The organism is Embleya sp. NPDC050154 (assembly GCF_044460165.1).
In the GTDB taxonomy this organism is placed as follows: domain Bacteria; phylum Actinomycetota; class Actinomycetes; order Streptomycetales; family Streptomycetaceae; genus Embleya.
The window spans coordinates 119503-142244 of record NZ_JBITJP010000001.1; the positions used below are offsets into that span (position 1 = coordinate 119503).

The 22742-nt window shown below is 71.9% G+C and carries 20 protein-coding genes; 4 read left to right on the forward strand and 16 right to left on the reverse strand.

The features are described from left to right. Positions 1 to 41: 41 nt before the first annotated feature. Positions 42 to 1076 (reverse strand): LLM class flavin-dependent oxidoreductase, encoded by a 1035-nt coding sequence (locus ACIBSV_RS00505; RefSeq protein WP_395858668.1) that lies wholly within the window; start codon positions 1074 to 1076, stop codon positions 42 to 44. Positions 1077 to 1265: 189 nt separating this feature from the next. Here ACIBSV_RS00505 and ACIBSV_RS00510 point away from each other — a divergent pair, with 189 nt between their 5' ends. Beyond that, positions 1266 to 2156, forward strand: coding sequence for a Gfo/Idh/MocA family protein (locus ACIBSV_RS00510; protein WP_395858670.1), 891 nt, complete (start codon positions 1266 to 1268; stop codon positions 2154 to 2156). Between the two features lie 31 nt (positions 2157 to 2187). Here ACIBSV_RS00510 and ACIBSV_RS00515 read toward each other — a convergent pair whose 3' ends face one another. Together ACIBSV_RS00515 and ACIBSV_RS00520 are read right to left on the reverse strand one after the other, a co-directional pair. Continuing rightward, the gene (locus ACIBSV_RS00515) at positions 2188 to 3033 is read right to left on the reverse strand and encodes an SAM-dependent methyltransferase (protein ID WP_395858671.1); all 846 of its coding nucleotides are present in this window, start codon (positions 3031 to 3033) and stop codon (positions 2188 to 2190) included. Positions 3034 to 3211: 178 nt separating this feature from the next. Beyond that, positions 3212 to 3493 carry a type B 50S ribosomal protein L31 gene (locus ACIBSV_RS00520; RefSeq protein ID WP_395858672.1) on the reverse strand — a complete coding sequence of 94 codons (282 nt, stop codon included), beginning with the start codon at positions 3491 to 3493 and terminating at the stop codon, positions 3212 to 3214. Between the two features lie 177 nt (positions 3494 to 3670). Between ACIBSV_RS00520 and ACIBSV_RS00525 the strand changes: the two genes are divergently transcribed. Next, a complete protein-coding gene (locus tag ACIBSV_RS00525) occupies positions 3671 to 4468 on the forward strand; it encodes a maleylpyruvate isomerase family mycothiol-dependent enzyme (RefSeq protein WP_395858673.1) in 798 nt (265 codons plus the stop codon). Positions 4469 to 4557: 89 nt separating this feature from the next. Here ACIBSV_RS00525 and ACIBSV_RS00530 read toward each other — a convergent pair whose 3' ends face one another. From ACIBSV_RS00530 to ACIBSV_RS00545, 4 genes are all read right to left on the reverse strand, one after another. Then, positions 4558 to 5199, reverse strand: coding sequence for an SGNH/GDSL hydrolase family protein (locus tag ACIBSV_RS00530; RefSeq protein WP_395858674.1), 642 nt, complete (start codon positions 5197 to 5199; stop codon positions 4558 to 4560). 126 nt (positions 5200 to 5325) lie between these two features. Further along, positions 5326 to 7413, reverse strand: a complete 2088-nt coding sequence (locus ACIBSV_RS00535; protein WP_395858675.1) for a HelD family protein — start codon at positions 7411 to 7413, stop codon at positions 5326 to 5328. A 33-nt stretch (positions 7414 to 7446) separates the two neighbouring features. Then, complete coding sequence (locus tag ACIBSV_RS00540) at positions 7447 to 8082, reverse strand: TetR family transcriptional regulator (RefSeq protein WP_395858677.1); 636 nt, start codon at positions 8080 to 8082, stop codon at positions 7447 to 7449. Positions 8083 to 8189: 107 nt separating this feature from the next. Next, a complete protein-coding gene (locus tag ACIBSV_RS00545) occupies positions 8190 to 8825 on the reverse strand; it encodes a hypothetical protein (protein WP_395858678.1) in 636 nt (211 codons plus the stop codon). Positions 8826 to 9173: 348 nt separating this feature from the next. Between ACIBSV_RS00545 and ACIBSV_RS00550 the strand changes: the two genes are divergently transcribed. Beyond that, positions 9174 to 9776, forward strand: a complete 603-nt coding sequence (locus ACIBSV_RS00550; RefSeq protein ID WP_395858679.1) for an HD domain-containing protein — start codon at positions 9174 to 9176, stop codon at positions 9774 to 9776. Between the two features lie 223 nt (positions 9777 to 9999). Next, positions 10000 to 10467, forward strand: coding sequence for a pyridoxamine 5'-phosphate oxidase family protein (locus ACIBSV_RS00555; RefSeq protein WP_395858680.1), 468 nt, complete (start codon positions 10000 to 10002; stop codon positions 10465 to 10467). A gap of 86 nt (positions 10468 to 10553) precedes the next feature. Here ACIBSV_RS00555 and ACIBSV_RS00560 read toward each other — a convergent pair whose 3' ends face one another. The 9 genes from ACIBSV_RS00560 to ACIBSV_RS00600 all read right to left on the reverse strand — a co-directional run bounded on the left by ACIBSV_RS00560 (position 10554) and on the right by ACIBSV_RS00600 (position 22721). Continuing rightward, positions 10554 to 11435, reverse strand: a complete 882-nt coding sequence (locus ACIBSV_RS00560) for an LLM class flavin-dependent oxidoreductase (RefSeq protein WP_395858681.1) — start codon at positions 11433 to 11435, stop codon at positions 10554 to 10556. Between the two features lie 202 nt (positions 11436 to 11637). Then, positions 11638 to 13728 (reverse strand): fibronectin type III domain-containing protein, encoded by a 2091-nt coding sequence (locus ACIBSV_RS00565; RefSeq protein ID WP_395858682.1) that lies wholly within the window; start codon positions 13726 to 13728, stop codon positions 11638 to 11640. A gap of 150 nt (positions 13729 to 13878) precedes the next feature. Continuing rightward, a complete protein-coding gene (locus ACIBSV_RS00570) occupies positions 13879 to 15837 on the reverse strand; it encodes a fibronectin type III domain-containing protein (RefSeq protein ID WP_395858683.1) in 1959 nt (652 codons plus the stop codon). Positions 15838 to 16069: 232 nt separating this feature from the next. Beyond that, positions 16070 to 16891, reverse strand: coding sequence for an ABC transporter ATP-binding protein (locus ACIBSV_RS00575; protein ID WP_395858684.1), 822 nt, complete (start codon positions 16889 to 16891; stop codon positions 16070 to 16072). Continuing rightward, positions 16888 to 17898, reverse strand: coding sequence for an ABC transporter ATP-binding protein (locus ACIBSV_RS00580; RefSeq protein ID WP_395858685.1), 1011 nt, complete (start codon positions 17896 to 17898; stop codon positions 16888 to 16890). Before ACIBSV_RS00580 ends, ACIBSV_RS00575 begins: the two co-directional genes overlap by 4 nt. Continuing rightward, positions 17898 to 18776: an ABC transporter permease gene (locus ACIBSV_RS00585; protein ID WP_331770766.1), complete on the reverse strand. Its 879-nt coding sequence runs from the start codon at positions 18774 to 18776 to the stop codon at positions 17898 to 17900. Before ACIBSV_RS00585 ends, ACIBSV_RS00580 begins: the two co-directional genes overlap by 1 nt. Continuing rightward, on the reverse strand, positions 18773 to 19723 hold the full coding sequence (locus ACIBSV_RS00590; protein WP_395858686.1) for an ABC transporter permease: 951 nt from the start codon (positions 19721 to 19723) through the stop codon (positions 18773 to 18775). Before ACIBSV_RS00590 ends, ACIBSV_RS00585 begins: the two co-directional genes overlap by 4 nt. A gap of 43 nt (positions 19724 to 19766) precedes the next feature. Beyond that, complete coding sequence (locus ACIBSV_RS00595) at positions 19767 to 21413, reverse strand: ABC transporter substrate-binding protein (RefSeq protein WP_395858687.1); 1647 nt, start codon at positions 21411 to 21413, stop codon at positions 19767 to 19769. Positions 21414 to 21575: 162 nt separating this feature from the next. Further along, positions 21576 to 22721 (reverse strand): C45 family autoproteolytic acyltransferase/hydolase, encoded by a 1146-nt coding sequence (locus tag ACIBSV_RS00600; protein ID WP_395858688.1) that lies wholly within the window; start codon positions 22719 to 22721, stop codon positions 21576 to 21578. Between the last annotated feature and the right edge of the window lie 21 nt (positions 22722 to 22742).

Consider the following 22742-nt stretch of genomic DNA (forward strand, 5'->3'; position numbering starts at 1 on the left):
CCACCCGCTGCCGGGCGGGTGACAGCGCCGCCCGGCCGGCGTCACCGGAACGCCGGGATCACCTCCTTGCCGAACAGTGCGATCATCGAGGCCAGTTCGTCGAAGGAGCCGCGCGTGGACGTCGGGCCGGTGTCGCCCGGCAGGCCCGCGCCGAAGGCGGCGTGGATGTGGTCGCTGCCGGTACGGTCGCGGTAGTCGGCGATCTGGGCGATCACGTCCTCGGGGCCACCCCACAACAGCCGGTCCCGGGCGATTTCCTCGGCGGGGACGTGTTCGCCGGCGTCCAGGCGGTGGAACAACTCGCGCTCCGTGGCGTCCTCGGCCGATTCGCGCCAGTGCTCGAGCAGGCCGCCGACGTACGCGGGCAGCACCTCCTCGGCGACGGTACGGCGGTCCTTGCCGAGCCACGCGTACCGGCGCAGCACCCAGTCGGGTCGCCGGGCGTGCCGCGCGCACGCCGCCCGGTAGACCGCCAGGCAGGATCGTGCCTTGGCCAGGGACTGGACCGGGCCGCACAACCACGCGTCACCCAGGCGCGCGGCGCGCTCGACGGCGGCGTCCGCGACGCCCGCCACCCACAGCGGGATGCCCTCCTGCACCGGGCGCGGGTACACGGTCAGTTCGGGGAAGTCGTGGAAGCGGCCCCGATAGGCCACGTTCTCCCGGGTCCAGACCAGACGGAGAATCTCCAACGCCTCCTCCATCCGCGCACCCCGGGTGCGGAACTCGGATCCGTGCGCCGCGTACTCCAGCGGCCACCAGCCCAGTCCGACGCCGAGGGTGACCCGTCCGCCCGAGATCTCGTCGATCGTGGCGACCTGTTCGGCGACCCGCAGGGGATGGTGCACCGGGAGTTGGAAGATGCCGGTGCCCACCCGCAGGATGTCCGTCCGGGCGGCCACGGCGGCCAGCAGCGTGAGCGGGTCGCTCATGTTGCCCGGCATGAAATGGTGGTGGCCGACGGTGGCGGTGTCGAAACCGGCCTCCTCGGCGATCCGGGCCAGCGCGAACGTGCGGTGATAGGGCTGCGCGTGACCGGGATCGCGCAGCACGGGCAGGGACATGGAGAACCTCATGCGCACGACCTCATCCGAAGAGCCTCATGCGGGCGGAAGCTAGCAGCGACCTCGCGAGCTCTCCAGAGCCATGACACCGTCCGTCGTTCGATACCCGAGTGGCGCGGTCGCACGACGCGAACCGCCCGGTACGCTCGGCCGGCGGGAAGCGCCGCGGGCGCGGGCAGCACGACACCGGAGGCGAAGACGATGAGCGAGCAGGTCGCGGTGGGTCTGGTCGGGGCCGGACCGTGGGCGAGGCTGGTGCACGCGCCGGTGTTCGCGGCCGGGCCGGAGACCCGGCTCGCCGCGGTGTGGGCACGCCGGCCGGAGGCAGCCCGGGAACTCGCCGAGTCCTACGACGCCCGGGCGTGCGCGGAGTTCGACGAGTTGCTCGACGCGTGCGAGGCGGTGGTCTTCGCGATCGCCCCCGAGGCCCAACCCCCGCTCGCCGAGCGCGCGGCGCGGGCGGGCAAGGCGGTGCTGCTGGAGAAGCCGATCGCGGCCGACCCGGACACCGCACGCCGGCTGGCCGATGTGATCGACACGGCCGGGGTCGGCTCGATGGTCGCGCTGAGCGCACGATACGCGCCGCGTGTACGGGAGTTCCTGGCCCACCTGGAGAGCGCCGAGACGCCGTGGCGCACGGGCAGGTTGACCTGCGTCACCGGCGCGTTCCTCGGCGGTCCGTTCGCGGCGTCGCCGTGGCGACAGGCGCGCGGCGCGATCCTGGACGTGGGGCCGCACGCGTTCGACCTGATGAGCGTCGCGCTGGGCGACATCGTGGACCTGCGGGCCGACTCCGCGGGCGCGGGCTGGGCGGCGCTTCAGCTCGTCCACGCCGGCGGCGCGGTGTCCCAACTGGTGTTGTGCTGCTCGGCCGAAGGCGGTCACCGCTACGACGTGGACGTATACGGATCGGCCGGGGCCGCCACGCTGGACCTGTCCACGGCGATCGACGGGTCCGCCTTCGCGGTGCTGCGCGCGGAGTTCGCGAGCCTGGTCCGCGACGGCGGCCGGCACGTGTGCGATGTTCGTCGCGGACTGTACCTCCAGGAGATCGTCGCCCGCGCCGAACAACAACTCGCCGCGGCACGCTGAGTCGCGCGCCGCGACGCTCCGCCCCGGCGGATCAGGCCGTCGGCTTGCGGCCGATGCCACCGGCCATCAGCTTCTGACCGACCGTCAGCGGCTCCTCGACCGATTCCTCGGGCTGCCACAGCGGCAGGAAGACCACGCCCGGCTCGACCGGTTCGAGGCCGTCGAAGTACGCGGAGATCTCCTCGATGGTCCGGAATCGTCCCGAACCCAGGTCGGTGAGCAGCGCCTTCTCCAGCGCGACCGCGTCCGGGCTGGACGCGCAGAAGTGCGTGAGGAAGAGGAAACTGCCGGGCGGCAGCGCCTTCTTGTAGGCCTCCACGATCGCCTCGGGGCCCTCGTCGTCGTTGAGGTGGTGCACGACACCGACGAGCATCAGGCCGATCGGCTGGTCGAAGTCGATCAGCGCGAGCACGTCCGGGTGGGACAAAATCTCGGCGGGCTCGCGCAGGTCGGCGGTGACCACGGTGGTCCGGTCGTTCTCCGCGAGCAGCGCCCGGCCGTGCGCGAGCACGATCGGGTCCTTGTCCACGTAGACCACACGGGCCTCGGGCGAGTGCTCCTGCGCCACCTGGTGGGTGTTCTGCACGGTGGGCAGGCCGGATCCCAGGTCGAGGAACTGACGGATGCCCTGCTCCGCCATGTACCGGACCCCGCGCCCGAGTATCGCCCGGTTGTACCGGCCGACATCGCCTATCTCCGGGACGATCGCCAGCGACGCCTCGGCGATCGCCCGGTCCACCGGGTAGTTGTCCTTGCCGCCGAGCACCGCGTCGTAGACCCGCGCGATGCTGGGCGTGGAGATGTCGATGCCGACCGGTCGCCAGTCGTCGTCCGATCCGACCGGAGAGTTGCCCGCCGCTTGCGAGTCGTCTGCCATGAAAGGCTCCAACCATGGGGTGAGTGATGATCAGTTCCCGTTGACGGCAAGCCTATTGGTGCCGGACTCGGTTTGTTGGCCGGGGCAAGGACCAACGCCCACCCTCCCCCGTCACTCCGGAATGTCCTCGAACTCCCGTGCGAATAAAGCGAGATGACGGGAGATCAACACGCCCGGATCACCGCGATTCGCCCCCCGCGTCGGTATCCTCGCTCCCCTGGCCGCCGTAGCGGCGCTCGAATTTGGCGATCGCCCCTTCGGGGTCCACCGGGCGGGCATTGCCGGTGTAGAACGGATGGCTCTTCGAGGAGATCTCCACGTCGACGACGGGGTAGGTGTTCCCGTCGTCCCACTCGATCGTCTCCTCGCTGACCGCCGTGGACTTGGTGAGAAAGGCGTATCCGGCGGACCTGTCCCGAAAGACCACCGGACCGTACGACGGGTGCTTGTCCTGCTGCATCGCTGCTCCTCGGCTGGATCTCGATAGGCCACCGACCCGACGCGCGCCACACACGCGCTCTCTTCCGACGGCCTCGCCAACACCCTCGCGAACAATCCCCGCCCCCGCGAGACCACACACCCGTCCGGCTGAACGGAACCACCTGTCCGGCAACGCGAACCACCCGATAATCGAGGCATGGATCGCATCAGCCATTTCCGTCGTGAGGTCCGCGCGTTCGAGGCCGCCGCGCGACGATGCCTCGACGGCGGGGACGCGCCCGTCGTGCCGTCCTGTCCGGAGTGGACCATGTCCGATCTGGTCGTCCACCTCGGGGGTGTACATCGCTTCGTGACGCGGGTCGTCGACGCGCGGCTGGGCGAACCGCCGGATGTCTCCGACGTCGGCATCTTCGCGCTGCCCGAGGACCGCGCCGGTTGGCCGGACCCGGTGGGGCCCACGCCCACGTGGGGACCGCTCGCGCCCGGGCTGGTCGACTGGTTCGCCGCCGGGGCGGACGAGTTGGCTCGGGCGTTCGCGCGGACCGCGGCCGAGGAGCGGGTCTGGACCTGGTCCGACGAGCAGACCGTCGGCTTCTGGCTGCGCGTGCAGACCATCGAGGCCGCCGTGCACCGCTGGGACGCCGAGAACACGGTCGGGCCCGCGGCGCCGATGCACGCCGAGTTGGCGGCGGACGCCGTGGGTCAGCACTTCGAGGTGATGATCCCGGCCCGGCGAGCCCGAGTGGCGGCCGCGGCCGGGTCCGGGGAGCGCCTGCGGCTGCGGCGGATCGACGGTCCGGGCGTCTGGGCGGCGCGCTTCGCCGGCGATCGGGTCCTGCTCGGCGACACCGACCGACCCTGCGATGTCGAACTGGCCGGCACCGCCTCCGACTTGATGCTCTTCGTGTGGGGACGCCTCGCGGCGGACCGGCTGGAGATCACCGGCGACCGCGACGTGCTCGACCGCTACTCGACCCTCGTCCCCTCCGTGTAGGGCGGCGTCGACCCCGTCTCCGCCGGGAGCCCTCCGGCGTAGCCGCGCGTCGCCCGACGGCGCGGCGCGGGCCGACCCGGGCCCGGTGCTCAGTCGTCCGGCGGCGGGGCGTCCGTCGAGGCGTCCAGGACCCTGGGGAAGGGGCGCGGGTAGTGCACGCCGAGGTGGAATCGGTCGGCGAGGACGTCGGCGAACGCCGCCGCGATCCGGTACTCGCCGGCCGAGTTCGGGTGCAGGCCGTCGCCGGTGTGGTCGGCCGCGACGAATTCGGCGTCGGTGCGGGCCACCACGACCGGGGACTCGTCGGTGTTCAGGTCGGCCGCGATGGCGTCGATGCGGGCGTTGAAGCTCGCCGCGCGGGCGGCGAACTCCGGATCCGGGCCCGCCTGGTGGGTGGGCAGGACGTGGCCGAGCACGATCCGCAGGCTCGGCCCGGCTCGGCGGGCCTCGGTGATGAAGTCGCGCAGCTTGGCCTCGAAGGCGGCCGGCTCGATCGGGGGTCGGCGCAGGTCGTCGACACTCATCAGGACCAGGAGGTAGTCGGGTCGGTACTCGGCCACCTCGGCCCCGATGTCGCCGAGCGGATCCTTGGAGCCGACCAGGTCCAGGCGCACGTCGTGGGCGCGCAGGTGGCGCCACAGCCGGTAGCGCCAGGTCCGGTCGCCGCTGCCGACGTGACCGATCGAATCACCGGCGATCATCACCGGGACCTCGTGCCTCGCACCCGTCATCGTGCCTCCCGGGTCGATCCACCGGCCGCGTCCGGGCACCGGTCCTCCCCCAAACGGTAGGTTCGACTGCCCCGGGCCGCCCGCCCGACTACCGCGAACGGGTGGTGAGCGCCCGGGCCCGTCCCGTCATCCGACCGCCGTGCGCAGTACGTCCGGCAGCGGCCGGCTGTGCACGATGTGCAATCGGGACACCGCCCTGGTCAGCACCACGTACAGGCGGCCCGCGCCCCGCGCCTCGGCGGCCACGATCGCGGCCGGTTCGACCGCCACCACGTGGTCGTACTCCAGGCCCTTGGCCAGCGTCGCGGGCAGGACGGTCACCCGTACCTCGCCGGTGGGATCCGGCGTGTCGGCCGTGCCGGTGGCGATGCCCGCCTCGGCCAGCGCCGCGCGCAGCGGTTCGGTGCCCGCGCCGTCCGCGATCACCCCGATCGAGCCCTCGTGGGCGAGTGCGGCGCGCACCGCGGCGACCGTCGCGGCGACCGGGTCGGCCACCTCGTGCACGGTCAGCGCGCCGTCCTCGCGCAACGATCGGGCCGCGGGTACGTCCACGTCCAGGCTCGCGAGCAGACGGTTCGCCAGCGCGACGATCACCGCGGGCACCCGGAAGCCCACGGTCAGCGGGGCCACCTCGGCGTCGGGTCGACCCAGGTGGGCGAGCAGTTCGGGCCAGGTACGGGCCGACCACGGCGTGGTGCCCTGGGCCAGGTCGCCGAGCACGGTGACCGAACCGAAGCCGATCCGGCGGGCCAACGCGCGGCACTGCATCGGGGACAGGTCCTGGGCCTCGTCGATCACCACGTGGCCGTAGCCGGCCGGGCGCTCGATCAGCCCGGCGACCTCGTCGAGCAGCACCAGGTCGGCGGCCGACCAGCGGGCACTGCGCCACGAACGCGGCGGCTTCGCCCAGCCGATCGCGCGCTGCTCGTCGGCGGTGAGGATGCCGTCCGCCGCGGCGGCCAGCGCGTCCGGGTCGGCGAGGATCCCGGCCAGGACCTGTTCCGGGCCGGTCTGCGGCCAGCACCGGTCGACGAAGCCGCCGACCGCCTTGGATCGGCCCATTCGGCGCAGCCAATCACCGGTCGGCGGGCCGGAGTTGCGCTCGGCCTGGCGTTGCAGCACGGCCACCGCGCGGGCCCGGACCCGCTCCCGGCCGACCTGGTAGGGGGTGTCCTCGGCGCGTACCCCCTCGACGATCTCGGCCAGCTCCTCCAGGGTGATCCGCCGTCGATAGGAGCCGTCCGGTACGGCGACCGGTTCGCCGGGCGGGGCGATCCGCGCGTAGAGCGCACGACGCAGCACGCCGGCCATCCGGGCGTCGTGCTTGACCAGTTCGGCGGCCGGTTCGTCCCGGGCCCGGATCGGGTGTCGGCCGACCTCGTCGTCGATGGTGGCCTGGCGGATGCCGGTCTCGCCGAGGGCGGGCAGCACCTCGGCGATGTAGTGCAGGAAGGCCCGGTTGGGGCCGACGATCAGCAGGCCGCCGCGTTGCAGGCGTTGCGGGTGGGTGTAGAGGAGGTAGGCCGCGCGGTGCAGGCCGACGGCGGTCTTGCCGGTGCCGGGGGCGCCCTGGACGCAGATGGAGGCGGTCAGGTCGCGGCGGACCAGGTCGTCCTGCTCGGGCTGGATGGTGGCGACGATGTCGCGCATGGGGCCGACCCGGGGCCGGCCGATTTCGCCGGCCAGGATCGCGCCGGGGACGCCGGGTGCGCTCGCGCCGGGTGCGGGCCGGGCGTCGAGGTGTTCGTCCTCCAGGCTGGTCAGGTCCTCGGCGGCGCCCGTGCTCCACGGCGCCCAGCCGAACCGGCGGCGGACCGCGACGCCCTGCGGGTCGCGGGCGCTCGCCCGGTAGAAGGCCCGGGAGATCGGCGCGCGCCAGTCGACCACCAGCGGCGGGGCGGCCAGGTCGGTGGTGATCCGGCGCCGGCCGATGTGGTAGCGGCGACCGCGGTGCTCGCCCGCCGCCGCCGTCCCGGCGAAGTCGAGTCGGCCGAAGAACAGCGGGGTCTGCGCGAGTTCGCCCATCTCCTTGGCGCGGCTGCGCAGCGTGTAGCCCAGCGCCTCGGCGTCCGCGCCGGACGCGGAGACGTCGGCACCGGTGACGACGTGTTCGGCGGCGCCCGCGACCATCGCGGCCATCGCCTCGCGGCAGACCTCGTGGTAGTCGCGTTCCCGACCGAGTTCGGCATCGAGTGCGGCATCGAGTGACGTCATACCGACCAGGGTAATGCAACTCGGTTAAATATGTTACCGAGTAACGCTTCCGTAGCGGGTCAGCCCCGCCTCCAGTTGGTCGAAGGCCCGTTCCGCGGTCGCGCCGGCCACCGCGCGCAGGTCCGCCGCGCGCTCGCCCGCCGCGATCCGCCGCCAGTTCTCCCGAGCCAGGATCCGTTGCACCGCGATGATCTGGCCGGCCGCCAGGCGCGCCTCGACCTCGTCCGGGCCGCCCAGCGCGGCGGCCAGCGCCTCCTCGGCGCCCTCGGTGTACGCGAACACGCGGGCGAGCAGCGCGGGGGTTCCGTACAGCAGTCGGTGGAAGGCCAGTACCTGCGGGTCGTCGCTGAGTCCGGTCACCGGATCGTGCCGATCCAGCCCGGCCAGGAAGTGGCGGCGCAGCGCCGTCAGCGCGGAGACGTCCTCGGGTCGCCCGGCCACCACCCGGCCGGCCTCGTCCTGGTGGTCGGCGAACCGATGCAGCACCAGGTCCTCCTTGGTCGGGAAGTACCGGAACAGCGTCGGTTTGGAGACCTCCGCGGCCTCGGCGACCTCGGCCACCGACACCGCGTCGAAGCCCCTGGCCAGGAACAATCCGATCGCGACGTCGGAGATGTTCGCCGCCATCCGCAACCGCTTCCGCTCCCGCAGCCCCATCTCACCGCTCATGCGCGGCACCTTACGGGAGACCGCCGCGGTGGGCGTCGGGTGCTGCGCCGGGCGACGTGCACTCCTCCGGGGTCCGGGGCACCATCGCCGGCCGGGCCCGCGACGACCTATGCCGCGTCCACGACCCCGATCTCGCGCGCGTGCAGTCCGGCGAACACCACGTCCGCCACCGACCGCGAACCGCATCCGTCGATGTCGACCACGATCGCGTGCCGGGGATCTGCCTCGAGCGCGAGCGCGACGTGCGCCTCCGCGACCCGTTCGAGCGCGCCCCGGCGGGTGAGCCAGCCCCGGTCGTCGGCGGACAGCACCTGCTGCGCGGACAACCGGTCGCGCAGCGTGCGGGCCGACCCGGTGAGGTGGACGGTGACGGTCGGCTGCTCCAACACGGCCCGGTACTCGGCGACCTGGGCACTGAGCCGGGTCCCGTCGGCGCGGTAGATCGCCGCACCGTCGGCGGCGACTCCGGCCGCCCAGGTGTGCACGACCACCGGCCCGGCCGGCCGCTGCCGCTTGACGAGCGCGTCGGCCCGGAGCAGCCCGGCCAGGCCCAGGCCGTAGCCGGGTCGGGCATCCAGGCGGATCGATTCGGCGCGCCCGGCGATCGGCGTACAACCGAGCGCGGTGCCGAGGGTGTCCGCCAGCGCGGCGCCGCCGGCTCCGGGCGGTCCCTCGATCGCGATGAACGTGTGGTGGTCGGTGCGCCCGGCGGGAGCGCGCCCTGCGAGCGTGGTCGGGGTCATCGCGGTGTCCTGGTTCGCTGGGATGGCCGTCGGTCGCGGACGGACCCGCCCGAGCGTGCGAGCACGTCGCCGGCCGTCGCCCCTCCACGTTGCCCGATCCCGGGATGCCCCCGCAGGATCGACCGGGCGAACATCAGGCAACCACGAGGGTACCCGTCGGGGCGGCCGAACATCGAACTCGCGCTGCGTGAAGCCACGTTCACACGGGCACACGGCGCATTCCGGGACCGTTCCCGGCACGGCGCCGAGCCCCCGACGGGACGGCCGGTCGCGCCGCGGGCAGTTGCCGCCACGCGGGCCCGCCGCCCATGGGGACAAACCCGACGGCCTCTCGGTTAGGCTCCCCGAATGGCACAACTTCCGACGGTCGCCGAGATCACCGCACTGCACAAGGCCTACGCACCGAGCCGGGCGATCTTCGAGAAGGTACACACGCACTGCCACATCGTCTGGCGGATCGCCGATCACCTGACGGCCGGCCCCGGCGGCGCGGACGTGGACCGCGATCTGGTCCGGGCCGGGTGTCTGCTGCACGACATCGGGGTCTACCGCCTCTACGACGAGAACGGCCGACTGGACGGCGCCAACTACGTGCGCCACGGGCTGCTCGGTGCGGAGATCCTGCGCAAGGAGGGCCTGGACGACTCGCTGCACCGCTTCTGCTCGTGCCACACGGGTGTCGGATTGACCCGACACGACGTGGTGAGCCAACAGTTGCCGATCCCGGTCGACGACTACGTCGCGGAGTCCGCCGAGGAGCGGCTGGTGATGTACGCGGACAAGTTCCACAGCAAGTCGAATCCGCCGCGCTTCCTGCGCCCCGACACGTTCGCGGCCAGGATCCGCCGCTTCGGGGACGACAAGGTGGTCACGTTCGAGGCGCTGAAGGCGGAGTTCGGTACGCCCGAACTCGACGCGCTCGCGACCGAGTTCGGCCACCGGGTGAGCTGAGCGCGGCGGGTCGGGGGCCTGGCGGGTCGGGGCCTGGCGGGCGGGACGCGGGTCGGATCGCATCTGCGGCGTGGCGCTGCCGGGGCATCCGGAGTGCCGACCTTCACGGGTCCGTATCCGGCATGATCGATCGCCGGAAGATCCGTTCGCGACAATCACTCGCGACGATCACTCGCGAGAACCGCCCGACAGCCGAGAGCACCGATCCGGAGGCACCGTCATCGTGACCCCACCGCCACCCTCCGCCCGTACCGCCGAGCAGCGCAAGCAGGACACCCTCGATCGGCTCGAGAACGACGTCGACGCGTGGGTGGCCACCGCCGACGCGCAGACCGGAACGCCGTACCTGGTACCGCTGTCCTTCCTGTGGGAGGGCGAAACGCTGCTGATGGCCACCGCCTCGGCGAGCCCCACCGCTCGCAACCTGCTGGCCGGCGGCACCCTGCGGCTCGGTATCGGACCCACTCGGGACGTAGTGCTGATCGAGGCCACCGCCGAGGCGTTCCCGGCGGCGGACATCGCCGACGACCTCGGCGACACGTTCGCCGCCAGGATCGGTTTCGATCCGCGTGTACTCACCACGTCCTACCACTACTTCCGGGTCCGTCCGCGTCTGGTCCAGGCCTGGCGCGAGGCCAACGAGATCAAGGGCCGCGACCTCCTGCGCGACGGCACCTGGCTCGTTCCGTAGCCGGCACCGCCGCGGGCACCCACCGGCCGGAGTGCTCCCGCCGGTGGGATCCCGGCACTTCGCGGTCCGTGCGTCCGGGGCGTGTCCTAGGACTCCAACGCCTCGCGCGTGCGCTCGAGTTCGTCGGGGTCCGCCGTGGTGGGGACCAGGAAGAGTTCGTCGAAACCGGCCTCGCGGACGGTGTCGACGGCCTTGCGCAGCGCCTCGGGCGTGTACGCGGTGACGTTCTCGGCGACGGCCTCGCCGATCTGCTCACCGAAGACCTTCAGATAGTCGAACGCGTAGGTGCGCAGCCGGGATTCGGCGTCGGTACCCAGGGCGTACCACAGGCTCGTGGACAGGTGTGGTCGGTCGGTGCGGCCCGCGTCGCGCCACGCGCCCCGGACCCGCTCGGCGACGTCGCGCAGCGTGTCGGGATCCGGTGCCGCCACGGCGGAGCCGTCGTCGACGCCGGCGGCCCAACGCGCCGCCCGGGCGGTCGCCATCGGGCCCATGGCCCCGGCGACCAGCGGCGGTCCGCCCGCCTGGATCGGGGGCGGTCCGACCGGTTCCAGGTCGGGTGCGGGCGGCTCGCCGGCCCAGATCGAGCGCATCGTCGCGACCTGGTCGTCCATGCGTTGCCAACGCCGCTCGAACGGGGCGCCGACCGCGCGGTAGTCCTGTTCACGACCGCCGACCCCGATCCCGACGGTCAGTCGTCCCGCGCTCAGTCGGTCCACCGAGGCCAGGTCCTTGGCCATCCGGACCGCGTTGTGCGACGGCAGGATCACGATCGTGGTCCACAGCCGGACCCGCTCCGTCAGCGCGGCGGCCGCGGCGAGTTGCACGGTGAGCGAGTGGCTGGTGTAGGTGATGCGCTCCGGTACCGCGAGGCTCGACCACGGACCCTCGTCGATGCCGCGACACCAGCGCAGTACCTCGTCGCGTCCGTGGGGCAGCATGGTCGGCAGGGTCATCGCTATGTCCATGCCGCCGGATGGTGCCGCATCGGGTCGACGGGAACAATGGCCGGCGCGCCGGACGCGGGGTGGACCGGCCCGCCGCCGGTCTCTCGTGGGTGCCGGCGGCGGGGGTCGCTTCGGGAGACTCGGCTGCCGGGGGACGGCGGCAGCCGAGTCGCATCGGGTGGATCGGGCCGGGGCACGCCCCAGCGGCGGAACCGTGCTCCGGTCAGCTACCGAAGTAGTTGTCGAAGTTGCGGGAGAACTCGAGGTTGTTGAATCGGTCCCAGTTGATCGACCAGCTCATCAGCCCGCGCAGGTTCGGCCGTACGCCGCCGCGTGGCGTGTAGCTTCCGCAGTTGCTGCCCTTGGTCAGGCAGTCGAGTGCCTTGTTCACCTCGGTGGTGGACACCCAGCCGTTGCCCGCCTGGACCGAGGCCGGCATGCCGATCGCGACCTGTTCGGGCCGCAGTGCCGGGAACACGTTGTTGGTGTTGCCCGCGACCGGGAAGCCGGCGAGCAGCATGTCCGTCATCGCGATGTGGAAGTCGGCACCGCCCATGCTGTGGTACTGGTTGTCCAGGCCCATGATCGAGCCGGAGTTGTAGTCCTGGACGTGCAGCAGGGTCAGGTCGTCGCGCAGGGCGTAGATGACCGGCAGGTAGGAACCACAGCGCGGGTCCTGGCCGCCCCACTGTCCCGACCCGTAGTACTGGTAACCCATCTGCACGAAGAACGTCTCGGGCGCCATGGTGAGCACGAATCGGTTGCCGTACTTGGCCTTGAGCGTCTTGACCGCCGAGATCAGGTTGACGATCACCGGTGTGGTCGGGTTCTTGAAGTCGGTGTCGCCGGTGTTCAGCGACAGCGAGTGGCCCTCGAAGTCGATGTCCAGGCCGTCCAGTCCGTATTCGTCGATGATCCTGCCGACCGATTCGACGAACTTGTCCCGCGCGGCGGTGGTGGACAGTTGCACCTGGCCGTTCTGCCCGCCGATCGAGATCAGCACCTTCTTTCCGGCCGCCTGCTTGGCCCTGATGGCGGCCTTGAAGTCGGCGTCGCTCTCCACGCTCGGGCACTCGGTGACCGGGCAGCGCACGAACCGGATGTCGCCGGAGGTGACCGACGTCGGCTCGCCGAAGGACAGGTTGATCACGTCCCAACTCGCGGGTACGTCGGCCATTTTCGTGTAGCCCGCCCCGTTGGCGAAGCTCGCGTGCAGGTAGCCGACCAGCGCGTGCGGGGGCAGTTGGCCGCCTCCGCCGTCGGTGCCGGTGGTCGCCGTGACGGCCGCCGACTTGGCCGACTCGCCCGCCGAGTTGGTCGCGCTGACCTGGAAGTTGTAGGCGGTGGCCGGGGTGAGTCCGGTCACCGTGGCACTGGGCCCGGTCGCCGTCTGGGCCAACGTGCCGTTGCGGTAGACGTTGTAGCCGGTCGCGCCGGGCACCGCGGTCCACGACAGCGGCACGGTCGTGGCGGTCGGCGTACCGGCGGCCAGGCCGGTGGGGGTGGCCGGGACCACGACGACGCCGGAGGTGGTCGCGCTCACGGCCGCCGACTTGGCCGATTCGCCGGCCGAATTGGTGGCGCTGACCTGGAAGCCGTACGTCGTCGCCTGGGTCAGGCCGGTGACGGTCGCGCTCGTGCCGGTGACCGTCTGGGCCAACACGCCGTCGCGGTAGACCTTGTAGCCGGTCGCGCCGGGCACCGCGGTCCACGACAGCGGCACGCTGGAGGCGGTCGGCGTGCCCGCCGCGAGCCCGGTGGGCACCGCCGGGATCTGGGTGCCGCCGCCGGGGCCGGTCAGGGACAGGTCGTCGGCGTAGTAGGCGCCGGTGCCGTACCAGCCATGCGTGTACAGGGTCACCGACGTGGTGTTGGGGCCGGTGCGGAACGTGGTGGTCAGCCGGGTCCAGTCCGGCGCGGAGCCGGTCCAGGTGGCCGGGTCGGTGGTGCCGGTGCCACTCGCGCCGATGTATACGTAACTGCCGCGTACCCAGCCGGAGATCACGTAGTCGGAGGAGGGTTGCACGGTGACGGTCTGGACGCAGCGCGCGTTGTCGCTGCCGGCCGGGGTCGCCTTCAGGGCGGAAGTGCCGCCGTGCACTGGGGTGCTGACGGTGGCTCCGCTGCCGGCGCTACAGGTCCAGTCGGACATGCCGGACTCGAAGCCGCCGTTGCGGACGAGTTCGGCGGCATCGACCGCGTCGGCGGTGCCGCCGGCGGCGGTGAGCATGGCGGCGGTCAACAGGGCGGTGCTTGCCGCGGCCACGAGGGGGCGCAGCCGTTTGGGGGGACGAACGCTGGTGGATCCGGACATGGGAATCCTCGCGTGGTCGGAACGGGACTGGGCGGGGCGGGACCGAGCGTGGTTGAGCTGAGCCGGGCCGGCCGAGCGGGGGCCGGCCCGGGCCGAGCGGGATGGGGCCGCGCCCGGGCCGGTCGCGTGGTCCGGCCCGGGCGCGACGCGCTACGGGAGCGTGTCGAGGTGCGGGCCGACCGTGTTGGAGAACTGGTTGCCGTTCAGGGCGTCCCAGTTGGTCGACCAGGTCATCGCACCGCGCAGACCCGGGTAGGTCTTGCTCGGCTTGAACGTGCCGCAGCCGGTGCCCTTGGTCAGGCAGTCGAGCGCGTTGTTGACCACGCTCGGGGGCACGTAGCCGGATCCGGCGCCGCGCGGCGACGCGGGCAGACCGAGGCCGACCTGCGAGGGGGCCAGGCCGCCTTCGAGCTGGATGCAGGCGAGGCCGGTCATGAAGTCGACCGTGCCCTGGCTGTACACCTTGCCGTCACAGCCGAGCATCGCGCCGCTGTTGTAGTACTGGGTGTTGACGACGGTCAGGATGTCCTTGATCGCCAGCGCGGTCTTGAAGTACTCGGTGCCGGTGGACTGCATGTCCAGCGTCTGCGGCGCCATGGTGATCACCAGGCCCGCGCCGACCTTGCCGGACAGCGAGCGCAGCGCCTGGGTCATGTAGGTGGAGTTGATGCCGTTCTCCAGGTCGATGTCCACACCGTCGAACCCGTAGTTCTGGATCAGTGTGTACAACGTGTTGGCGAAGTTGGTCGCCGACGCGGAGCTGTTGACCGAGACGGTGCCCTTCTCGCCGCCGACCGAGATGATCACCTTTTTGCCGGCCGCCTTCTTGGCCGCGATGTCGGCCTTGAACGCCGCCTCGGAGTAGTTCAGCGCCGGGTCCAGGGTGAACGAGACGCCGCCCGGGGTGCCGGTGGCGTCCGCGAAGGAGACGGCGATGATGTCGTACTCGGCGGGCACCTGGGCGATGGTCTGCACGGTCGCGCCGTTGTTGAAGTTCTGCCAGTAGCCGGTGAGTACGTGCTTGGGCAGTTGGCCGCCGCCCCCGCCGCCGGTGGTGGTCGCGGTCACTGCGGCCGACTTGGCCGACTCGCCCGCCGCGTTGGTCGCGCTGACCTGGAAGCTGTAGGAGGTGGACGCGGTCAGACCGCCGGCGGTCGCGCCGGTCCCGGTCACGGACTGCACTTTGGTGCCGTCCTGATAGAGGTTGTAACCGGTGGCACCGGGAACGGAGTTCCACGACAGGGGGACGCTGGAGGCGGTCGGCGCGCCGGCCGCGAGGCCGGTGGGGGTGGCCGGGATCTGGGTGCCGCCGCCGGTGGTGGTCGCGGTGACCGTCGCCGACTTGGCCGACTCGCCCGCCGAGTTGGTCGCGCTGACCTGGAAGCCGTACGCGGTCGAGGGGGTCAACCCGGTGATGTTCGCGGTGGTCCCGGTCACCGACTGCACCTTGGTGCCGTTCTGGTACACGTTGTAACCGGTGGCGCCGGGAACGGGGTTCCACGACAGCGGCACGCTCGACGAGGTCGGCGCGCCGGCGGCCAGGCCGGTGGGCACCGCCGGGATCTGGGTGCTGCCGCCGGGGCCGGAGAGCACGATGTCGTCGGCGAAGTAGGCCGGTTGGCCGTACCAGCCGTGCGTGTAGACGGTGACCGAGGTGGTCGAGGCGCCGGTGCGGAACGTGGTGGTGAGTTGCTGATACGTTCCGGCACCCGGCGTCCAGGTGGACGGGTCGGTGGTGCCGGTGCCCGTTGCCCCCAGGTACACGTAGCTGCCCTGGACCCAGGCGCTCAGCGTGTAGGCCGAGTTGGGCAGCACCGTGACCGTCTGTGCGCAACGGGCGTTGTCGGAGCCCGCCGGAGTGGCCTTGAGCGCGCCGGTGCCGGCATGCGTCGGAGTGCTCACCGAGGCCCCGGAACCGGCCGAACAGGTCCAGCCGGCGAGGCCGTTCTCGAAGCCGGGGTTGCTCACCAGGTTGTCCGCGGCCTGCGCGCTGCCGGCGACCGCGACGGTCAGTCCGGCGCCGGCCAGGGTGAGCGCCGCGAGTGCGGCGAGGGTGGGGTGTCCGCGGCGAGGGGACTTCGCTCGCGGAACGTGCGAAACGCGTGCCACTACTGCCTCCGTGCGTGGAGAAGCGATGTAGGTGGAAGTCGTGCGACCGCGTGCGCGTCAGCCCGCCCTGCGCGCTAATGGTCTAGGCCAAAGTGGTCCAGACCAATAGAGCGTGTCAAGGTTTTCCCCGCGATCCGACTCCGTTTACCTCGCCGTCCCCAACCGGTTACGCTCCGCAGCGGTCAGATTCCCGTCCCCACGCCCGTTTTTCACCGCTCTCCGCGCACCCCGCTCACACGGTGAGTGCCTTGCGCAATCCGGCCACCGAGGCCGGGTCCCAGCCCGGACGCGGGGCGGATCCGACCAGGAGGCGGGTGTACGCGTGGCGCGGGTCGGTCAGGATGTCGGCGGTGGGTCCCTGTTCCACCGCGACCCCCCGATACAGCACCAGGATGTCGTCGGTGACCTGCTGAACCACCGCGAGATCGTGACTGACGAAGACCAACGCGACGTTCGTCTCCTTGCGCAGTTCGGTGAGCAGGTGCAGGATCTGCGCCTGGATCGACACGTCCAGCGCGGAGACCGCCTCGTCCAGCACCAGCACCCTGGGCCGGGCCGCCAACGCCCGGGCGATGGACAACCGTTGCCGCTGCCCGCCGCTGAGTCGGTGCGGCCGGGCGTCGGCCTCGCGGGTGCCCAGACCGACCTGGTCCAGCAGTTCGCGCACTCGCCGATCGCGATCCGCCTCGCCGTGCAGCCGCAGGACGCCGGCCACGCACTGGGCGGCGGTGAGCCTGGGGTCCAGCGAGACGTACGGGTCCTGGAAGACCATCTGGATCTCCCGGGCCCGACGCAGTCGTTCCGGACCGCCCTTGGCCCGCGCCGCTCGCGGGCGCCCGTCCACCGCGATGGTGCCCGCGTCCGGACGGATCAGCCCGACCAGCATCCGCGCGATCGTGGTCTTGCCCGAACCGGACTCGCCGACCAGGCCGAGCGAGCCGCCCGGCGGCACGGTGAAGGAGATGTCGGACGCCGCGACCGTGCGCTCTGCGCGCCGACCCGGGAGCGCGAACTCGCGGCACAGGCCGTGTACTTCAAGAGCAGGGGTGGTCATCCGAGCACCTTCTCCGCAGGGTGGTCCAGGTCGGTGCGGCGGCACGTCACCCGGCCGCCGTCGGGAAGTTCGCGGGCGACCGGCCGCCAGGTCTCGCACGCGGTCTCCGCCACCGGACAACGCGCCACGAACGGGCAGCCGGGGAAGGCGTCGTCCAGCGACGGCGGCCGGCCGGGGATGGGCCGGATCGGGCGCGGGTCGCCCAGCTCGGGCGTGCAGGCCAACAGACCGGCGGTGTACGGGTGACGCGGATCCTCGAACAGGCTCGCGGCGGTGCGCTCCTCGACCACGCGCCCCGCGTACATCACGTACACCCGGTCGCAGTAGGCCGCCGCCAGGTGCAGGTCGTGCGTGATGAACAGCAGACCCAGGCCGCGCCCGGTCCGGTGCTCGCGCAGGATGGCCAGGATCTCGGCCTGCGTGGTCACGTCCAGCGCGCTGGTCGCCTCGTCCGCGAGCAGCAGTTCCGGATCGCCCGCGAGCGCCGCCGCGATCACCACCCGCTGGAGCATCCCGCCGGACAGTTCGTGCGGGAACTGCCGCAACCGCTCGGCCGGGCGCACGATGCCGACCGCCTCCAGCAGGCGCAGCGCCTCGGCGTACGCCTGCGCCTTCGGCCGGTCCAGGGTGTGGATCAGTCGTTCGGTCAGGAAGTCGCCGATCCGGCGCACCGGGTTGAGCGAGGAGCGCGGGTCCTGGTGCACCATAGCCACCCGATGGGCCCGCAGTTCGCGCAGTTCGCCGGTGTCGAGGGTGAGCGCGTCACGCCCGGCCACGTCCACCCGGCCGTGGACGTGCGCGTCGCGCGGGAGCATCCGCAACACTGCCTTGGCGGTGGTGGACTTGCCCGATCCGGACTCGCCGACCAGGCCGACCACCTCGCCCCGGCGCACCCGCAGGTCCACCCCGTCCAGCACCGGGCGTCGCGCGCCCGTGCCCGGGAGTTCGACCGTCAGGTCCCGGATCTCCAGCAGTTCGTCCACCGCGTCCGTCTCGTTTTCGACCATCAACGTTCCCTCACCCCCAGGCGGTCGGAGATCCGCACGCCGACGACATTGAAGGCCACCACGACCAGGGCGATCGCGGTGCCGGGCACCAGGGCAGGCCACAACGCGCCCTGCACCAGCGCGGCCTGCCCCTCCTTGACCATCAGGCCCCATTCCGAGCTCGGCGGCTGGGCGCCGAAGCCCAGGTAGCTGAGCGTGGCCATGCCCATCAGTACCTGACCGAACATCAGCACCAGGTAGCCGATCAGCGACGGCGCCAGGTTGGGCACCAACCGCCGTACGCAGATCGCGAATCCGCCCATGCCCTGCACCCGGTAGGCGTCGATGTACGGTTTGGCCCGCTCGGCCAGCGCGATGCTGCGGGTGTACTTCGCCACCACCGGCGAATAGGCCAGCGCGAGCGCGATCACCGCGGTGGTCAGCCCGTCGCCGAACACCGACACGATCAGGATCACGAACAACAGCCCGGGAAAGGCGAACATCACGTCGGTGACGCGCGAGACGAACGCGTCCACCCAGCCGCCGTGCCACGCGGCCAGCGTGCCCAGCGCGATGCCGATCACCGACGCGAGCGCGAGCAGCGCCAGCGGCGCCACCAGGCTCGGCCCGGCGCCGTGCAGCACCCGCGAGAGCAGGTCCCGCCCGGACTGGTCGGTGCCCAACACGTGCGCGCCGTCCGGCACCGCGAGCGAGGCGTTCAGGTCGATCGCGTCCGGTTCGTACGGCGCCACCAGCGGCGCCAGGACCGCCGCCAACGCGGTCAGCAGCAGGAATCCGGCCGCGATCCGGAACGAGATCGGCCAAGTCCGCTTTCTGGGACGGGCCGGCTTCGAGGGCGCCGCCGGGACGGGCCGCGCGCCGGCTTGGAGAAGAGTCATGCGGCGCTTCCTTCGAGGCGCACCCGCGGATCGATCAGCGGGTGGACGAGGTCGACGAGCGTGGTGACGAGCATGTACGCGAGCACCATGAGCAGCAGCACGGCCTGGGTGACCGGGAAGTCGTGCGTGTTGATCGCCTGGACCAGCAGCGAGCCCATCCCGCTGATCCCGAACGCGGTCTCCACCACCACGGTGCCCGCGAACAGGCTCGCGGTGATCAGGCCGCACATGGTGACCACCGGCGCCAGCGCGTTGCGCAGCACATGTCGACGGATCACCTTGAACTCGGACAGGCCCGCCGCACGGGCCACGGTGACGTGGTCCTGCGCGTACTGCTCCAGCATGCTCTGCCGGGTCACCCGGCTGACCACGGCGAGTTCGCCCAGCGCGAGCGAGAGCGCCGGCAGCGTGAGGTGGTAGAGCCGGTCGCCGAAGCCCTCACCGGCGCCGGTGACCGGGAACCAGCCCAACTGCACGCCGAGGAAGGCGACCAGGGCCAGGGCCTTGACGAACTTGGGGATGGACGCGAGCAGCGTGGTGACGGCGACGATGATCGAGTCGACCCGCCCGCCGCGCACCGCGGACAACACGCCGAGGGCGATCCCGACCACCACGAACAGCACGGCGGAATAGCAGACCAGGAACAGCGTGGTGGGCACGCGCGAGGACACCAGGTCCGCGACCTGGTCGTGGTACTGCATCGAGCGGCCGAGGTCGCCGTGCAGGACGCCGCCGATCCAGTCCCCGTACTGCACCCACAGCGGGTCGTCGAGGTGGTAGGCGGCCCGGACGGCGGCCAGTTTCTCCGGCGTCGCGTCCTCCTGTCCGCCGACCAGGAACGCGGCCGGATCGCCGGGGGCGGCGTAGATCGCGCCGAAGATCACGAAGGACGCGGCGAACAGGGTGACGAGCAGCCCAAGGGTGATGCGCAGGGCGCGGGCGGGCATGGTGGTGACACCTCCGAAGGCGACGGGAACGGGCTTGGTGGGATCAGCCCTTGGCGCCGAGGTCGGCCAGCCACGGGTAGGCGACGTTGGCCATCGAGGCCGGCGCGCCGGTCAGCTTGGCGCTGGTGATCAGCACGTTGGGCACCTGGACCAGCGACAACCACACCGCGTCCGCGGTGAACCGGCGCTCGGCCTCCACCAGCAGCTTGGCCCGGGCCGCGTCGTCGGTGGTACGCAGTGCCTCGTTGACGACCTTGTCGTACTCGGGCGAGCTGAAGCCGACCCAGTTGTTGTTCGAGCCGGTGAGCGCGTTGTCGTAGAAGCCGGCCGGGTCGGCCTTGGAGATGTACCAGTCGTCGGCGAACATGTCGACGCTCTTGCGCAGCGCCTGGTCGGTGTACAGCGAGGTGAAGTCCGCGCCCGACATCGTCTTGATCTCGGCCTTGAGGCCGATTCTGCGGGCGGCGTCCACCACCGCGTTGGCGATCAGGTTGCGGGTGGGCGTGCCGTCGTTGGCGACCACCAGGGTCGGCGCGGCGGGGCCGACCTCGGCGATCAGCTTCTTCGCCGCGTCCAGGTCGGCGGCGGTGGGCTGCGCCGGAGCGCCTTGCAGTGCGTCGTAGCCGGCCTGGAAGGTGGCCTTCTCGTAGCCCCACGCGCCCGGTCCCAGCGGGGTCTTCCACGGCGTGGCGAGTCCGGCGAAGGCGGCCTTGGCGATGCCCTGGCGGTCCAGCGCGAGCGAGAGCGCGCGCCGCACGCGCGGGTCCTTCATCCCGCCGCGCTCGGTGGGGATCAGCGTCCAGGCACGTGAGGAGGAGCCGTAGGAGACGGTGAGCGCGCCGTTGCCGGCCAGCGGCGGCACCGCGCTCATCGTGGTGAGGTAGGTGCCGTCGGCGGCGCCGGTGGTCATGCTGTTGACCATGGCGTTCTCGTCCGCCCAACCGAAGGTGGCCGAACGCACCAGCGGCTTGCGGGACTTGTCCCAGTAGGCGTCGTAGCGCTCCAGGGTGATCCGGCTGCCGGCCTTCCACTCCTTGAGCGTGTACGGCCCCGAGCAGGCGTCGGTGCGCCCGGGCGTGCCGTAGTCCTTGCCCGCGGGCTCGGCCTGCTCGCGGTCGAGCACGATGCCCGCGTTGCCCGCCAGCGCCTTGGTGAACAGCGCGTCGGGCTCCTTGAGCCGCACGGTGACCTCGGCGTCGCCGGTGCGCTCGATGGACTGCACGCGCTCGAACTCGTCCGACTCGTTGTTGCCGTCGGCCGCGTGCCGGCGCAGGCTCCACACCACGTCGTCGGCGGTCATCGGCGAACCGTCGTGGAAGGTGACGCCGGCGCGCAGCTTGAGCACGAGCGTCGTGGGGTCGGTGTAGATGCCCGAGTCGGCCAGGTGCGGGCGCATGCTCAGATCGGGCTGGGTCTGGAACAGTCGTTCGCAGACGTTGGCGAGCACCGCGTTGGAGTCGCTGTCGGATCTGACGTCCAGGTCCAGTGACTTGGGTTCCTTGGCCAGCAGCCATTTGACGTTGTCCACCGCGCCGGCGGCCTTGGCGGTGGTGTCGGTCAGCGCGAGGTCGGCGGGCTTGCCGGGGGCGCCGGCCGCGTTGTTGCCGCCGGCGTTCTTGGCGGAACAGGCGGTGGTCAGGCCGAGCAGGGCGGCCAGTCCGAGCGCGGTGAGGGTGCGAGTGCGGGACATGCGACTCTCCGGGGGATGCGGGGGGAGGGTGGGGTGGGGCGCCGGGGCGGGCGTGCTTCGGGCGCGGCCCGGGACGGGTGTGGGCTTCGGGCGCCACGGGAGCCGGTGGCTTCCGGGCGCTGTCGGGGCGGGTGGCCTCCGGGCGCCGCCGGGGCGGGGCCTTCAGGCGCCGCCGGGTCCGTCGTGCAGGTTCCAGGGCAGGAGTTCGTATTCGTGGTCGCACGGGGTGCCGGCGGTGACGCGGTATTCGCCCGTGGTCAGGTCGACGCAACTGGAGAGCAGCGTCGCCCACTGCCGGACCGCCGGTCGAGCCGGATCCGGGTGGGTGCACAACGATTCGGGGTAGCCGAGGTGGTCGGACATCGCGGCGTGGATCAGCTTGCGGGTCTCGGCCGGGTCGCCGGCGTCCCGGCAGCGCCGCAGTCCGGCCTCGGCGCGCGGTACGCGAAGCAGCGAATCCGGAGCCGAGGGACGGTAGCTCGCGGCCAGTTGCGCCGGCATGAAGGCCTGGTAGTGGTTGCCGTGCACGAGCAGGCCGTCGGTGGGGTACATCCAGCCGTTCGCGCCGGGGGTGGTCTCGATGTCGATCGCGAAACCCTCGCGGTGGGTGAGCAGGGCGTTGCTGGCGATGTGCGCGCGGGTGCGGAAGAGCACGTCGAGCGCCTCGGCCGGGTTGGCGCAGTCCAGCACCCGGCGGCGGATCAGCGTCTGCGGGATGCCGACGGCGTGGTCGAAGCGCCCGCCGAGGCCGTTGGCGTTGAGCGCGATGCCGGCCGAGTTGGCACCCTGCCGGCCGATCTGGCCCGCCTCGACCTGCATCACCACGGTGGGCTTGCCGGGCTGCACGACACGCACGACCATGACCGTCTCGCGCACGCCGTAGCGCCAGTCCCAGTTCTGGCCCGCGTACACGTGGCCGTCACCGGAGGCCTGGTCGAGCAACGCGAAGGAGGTGCAGCCGTCGGGATTCTCCGCCGGCGCGGGTACTCCCATCTCGGCGAAGGTGTCGTCGTAGATGATCTCGCCTCGGGCGTTGAGCGCGAGGATGTCGAGCAGGTCGAGGCCGGCGCCCTCGGCGATCCCGGCCATCTCCTCGACCAGGTCGGGGGCGAAGGCGCGGGAGGGGGCGAGCCAGTGTTCGGCCCGCTCGGTGACCTGGCGCCAGGTCAGGCCACCGGCCGCGCCGAAGGCCTCGGTGTAGTAGTCGACGGCGGTACGAATCAGCGCGCTCGCCCCTTCGCCGTACTGGCGACCTCGGGTTCGAGGCTCGCCGGCGATCTCGATGGTGGGAAGGGACACGCCACTCACGTCGTCTCCTGGGGTGCTGGG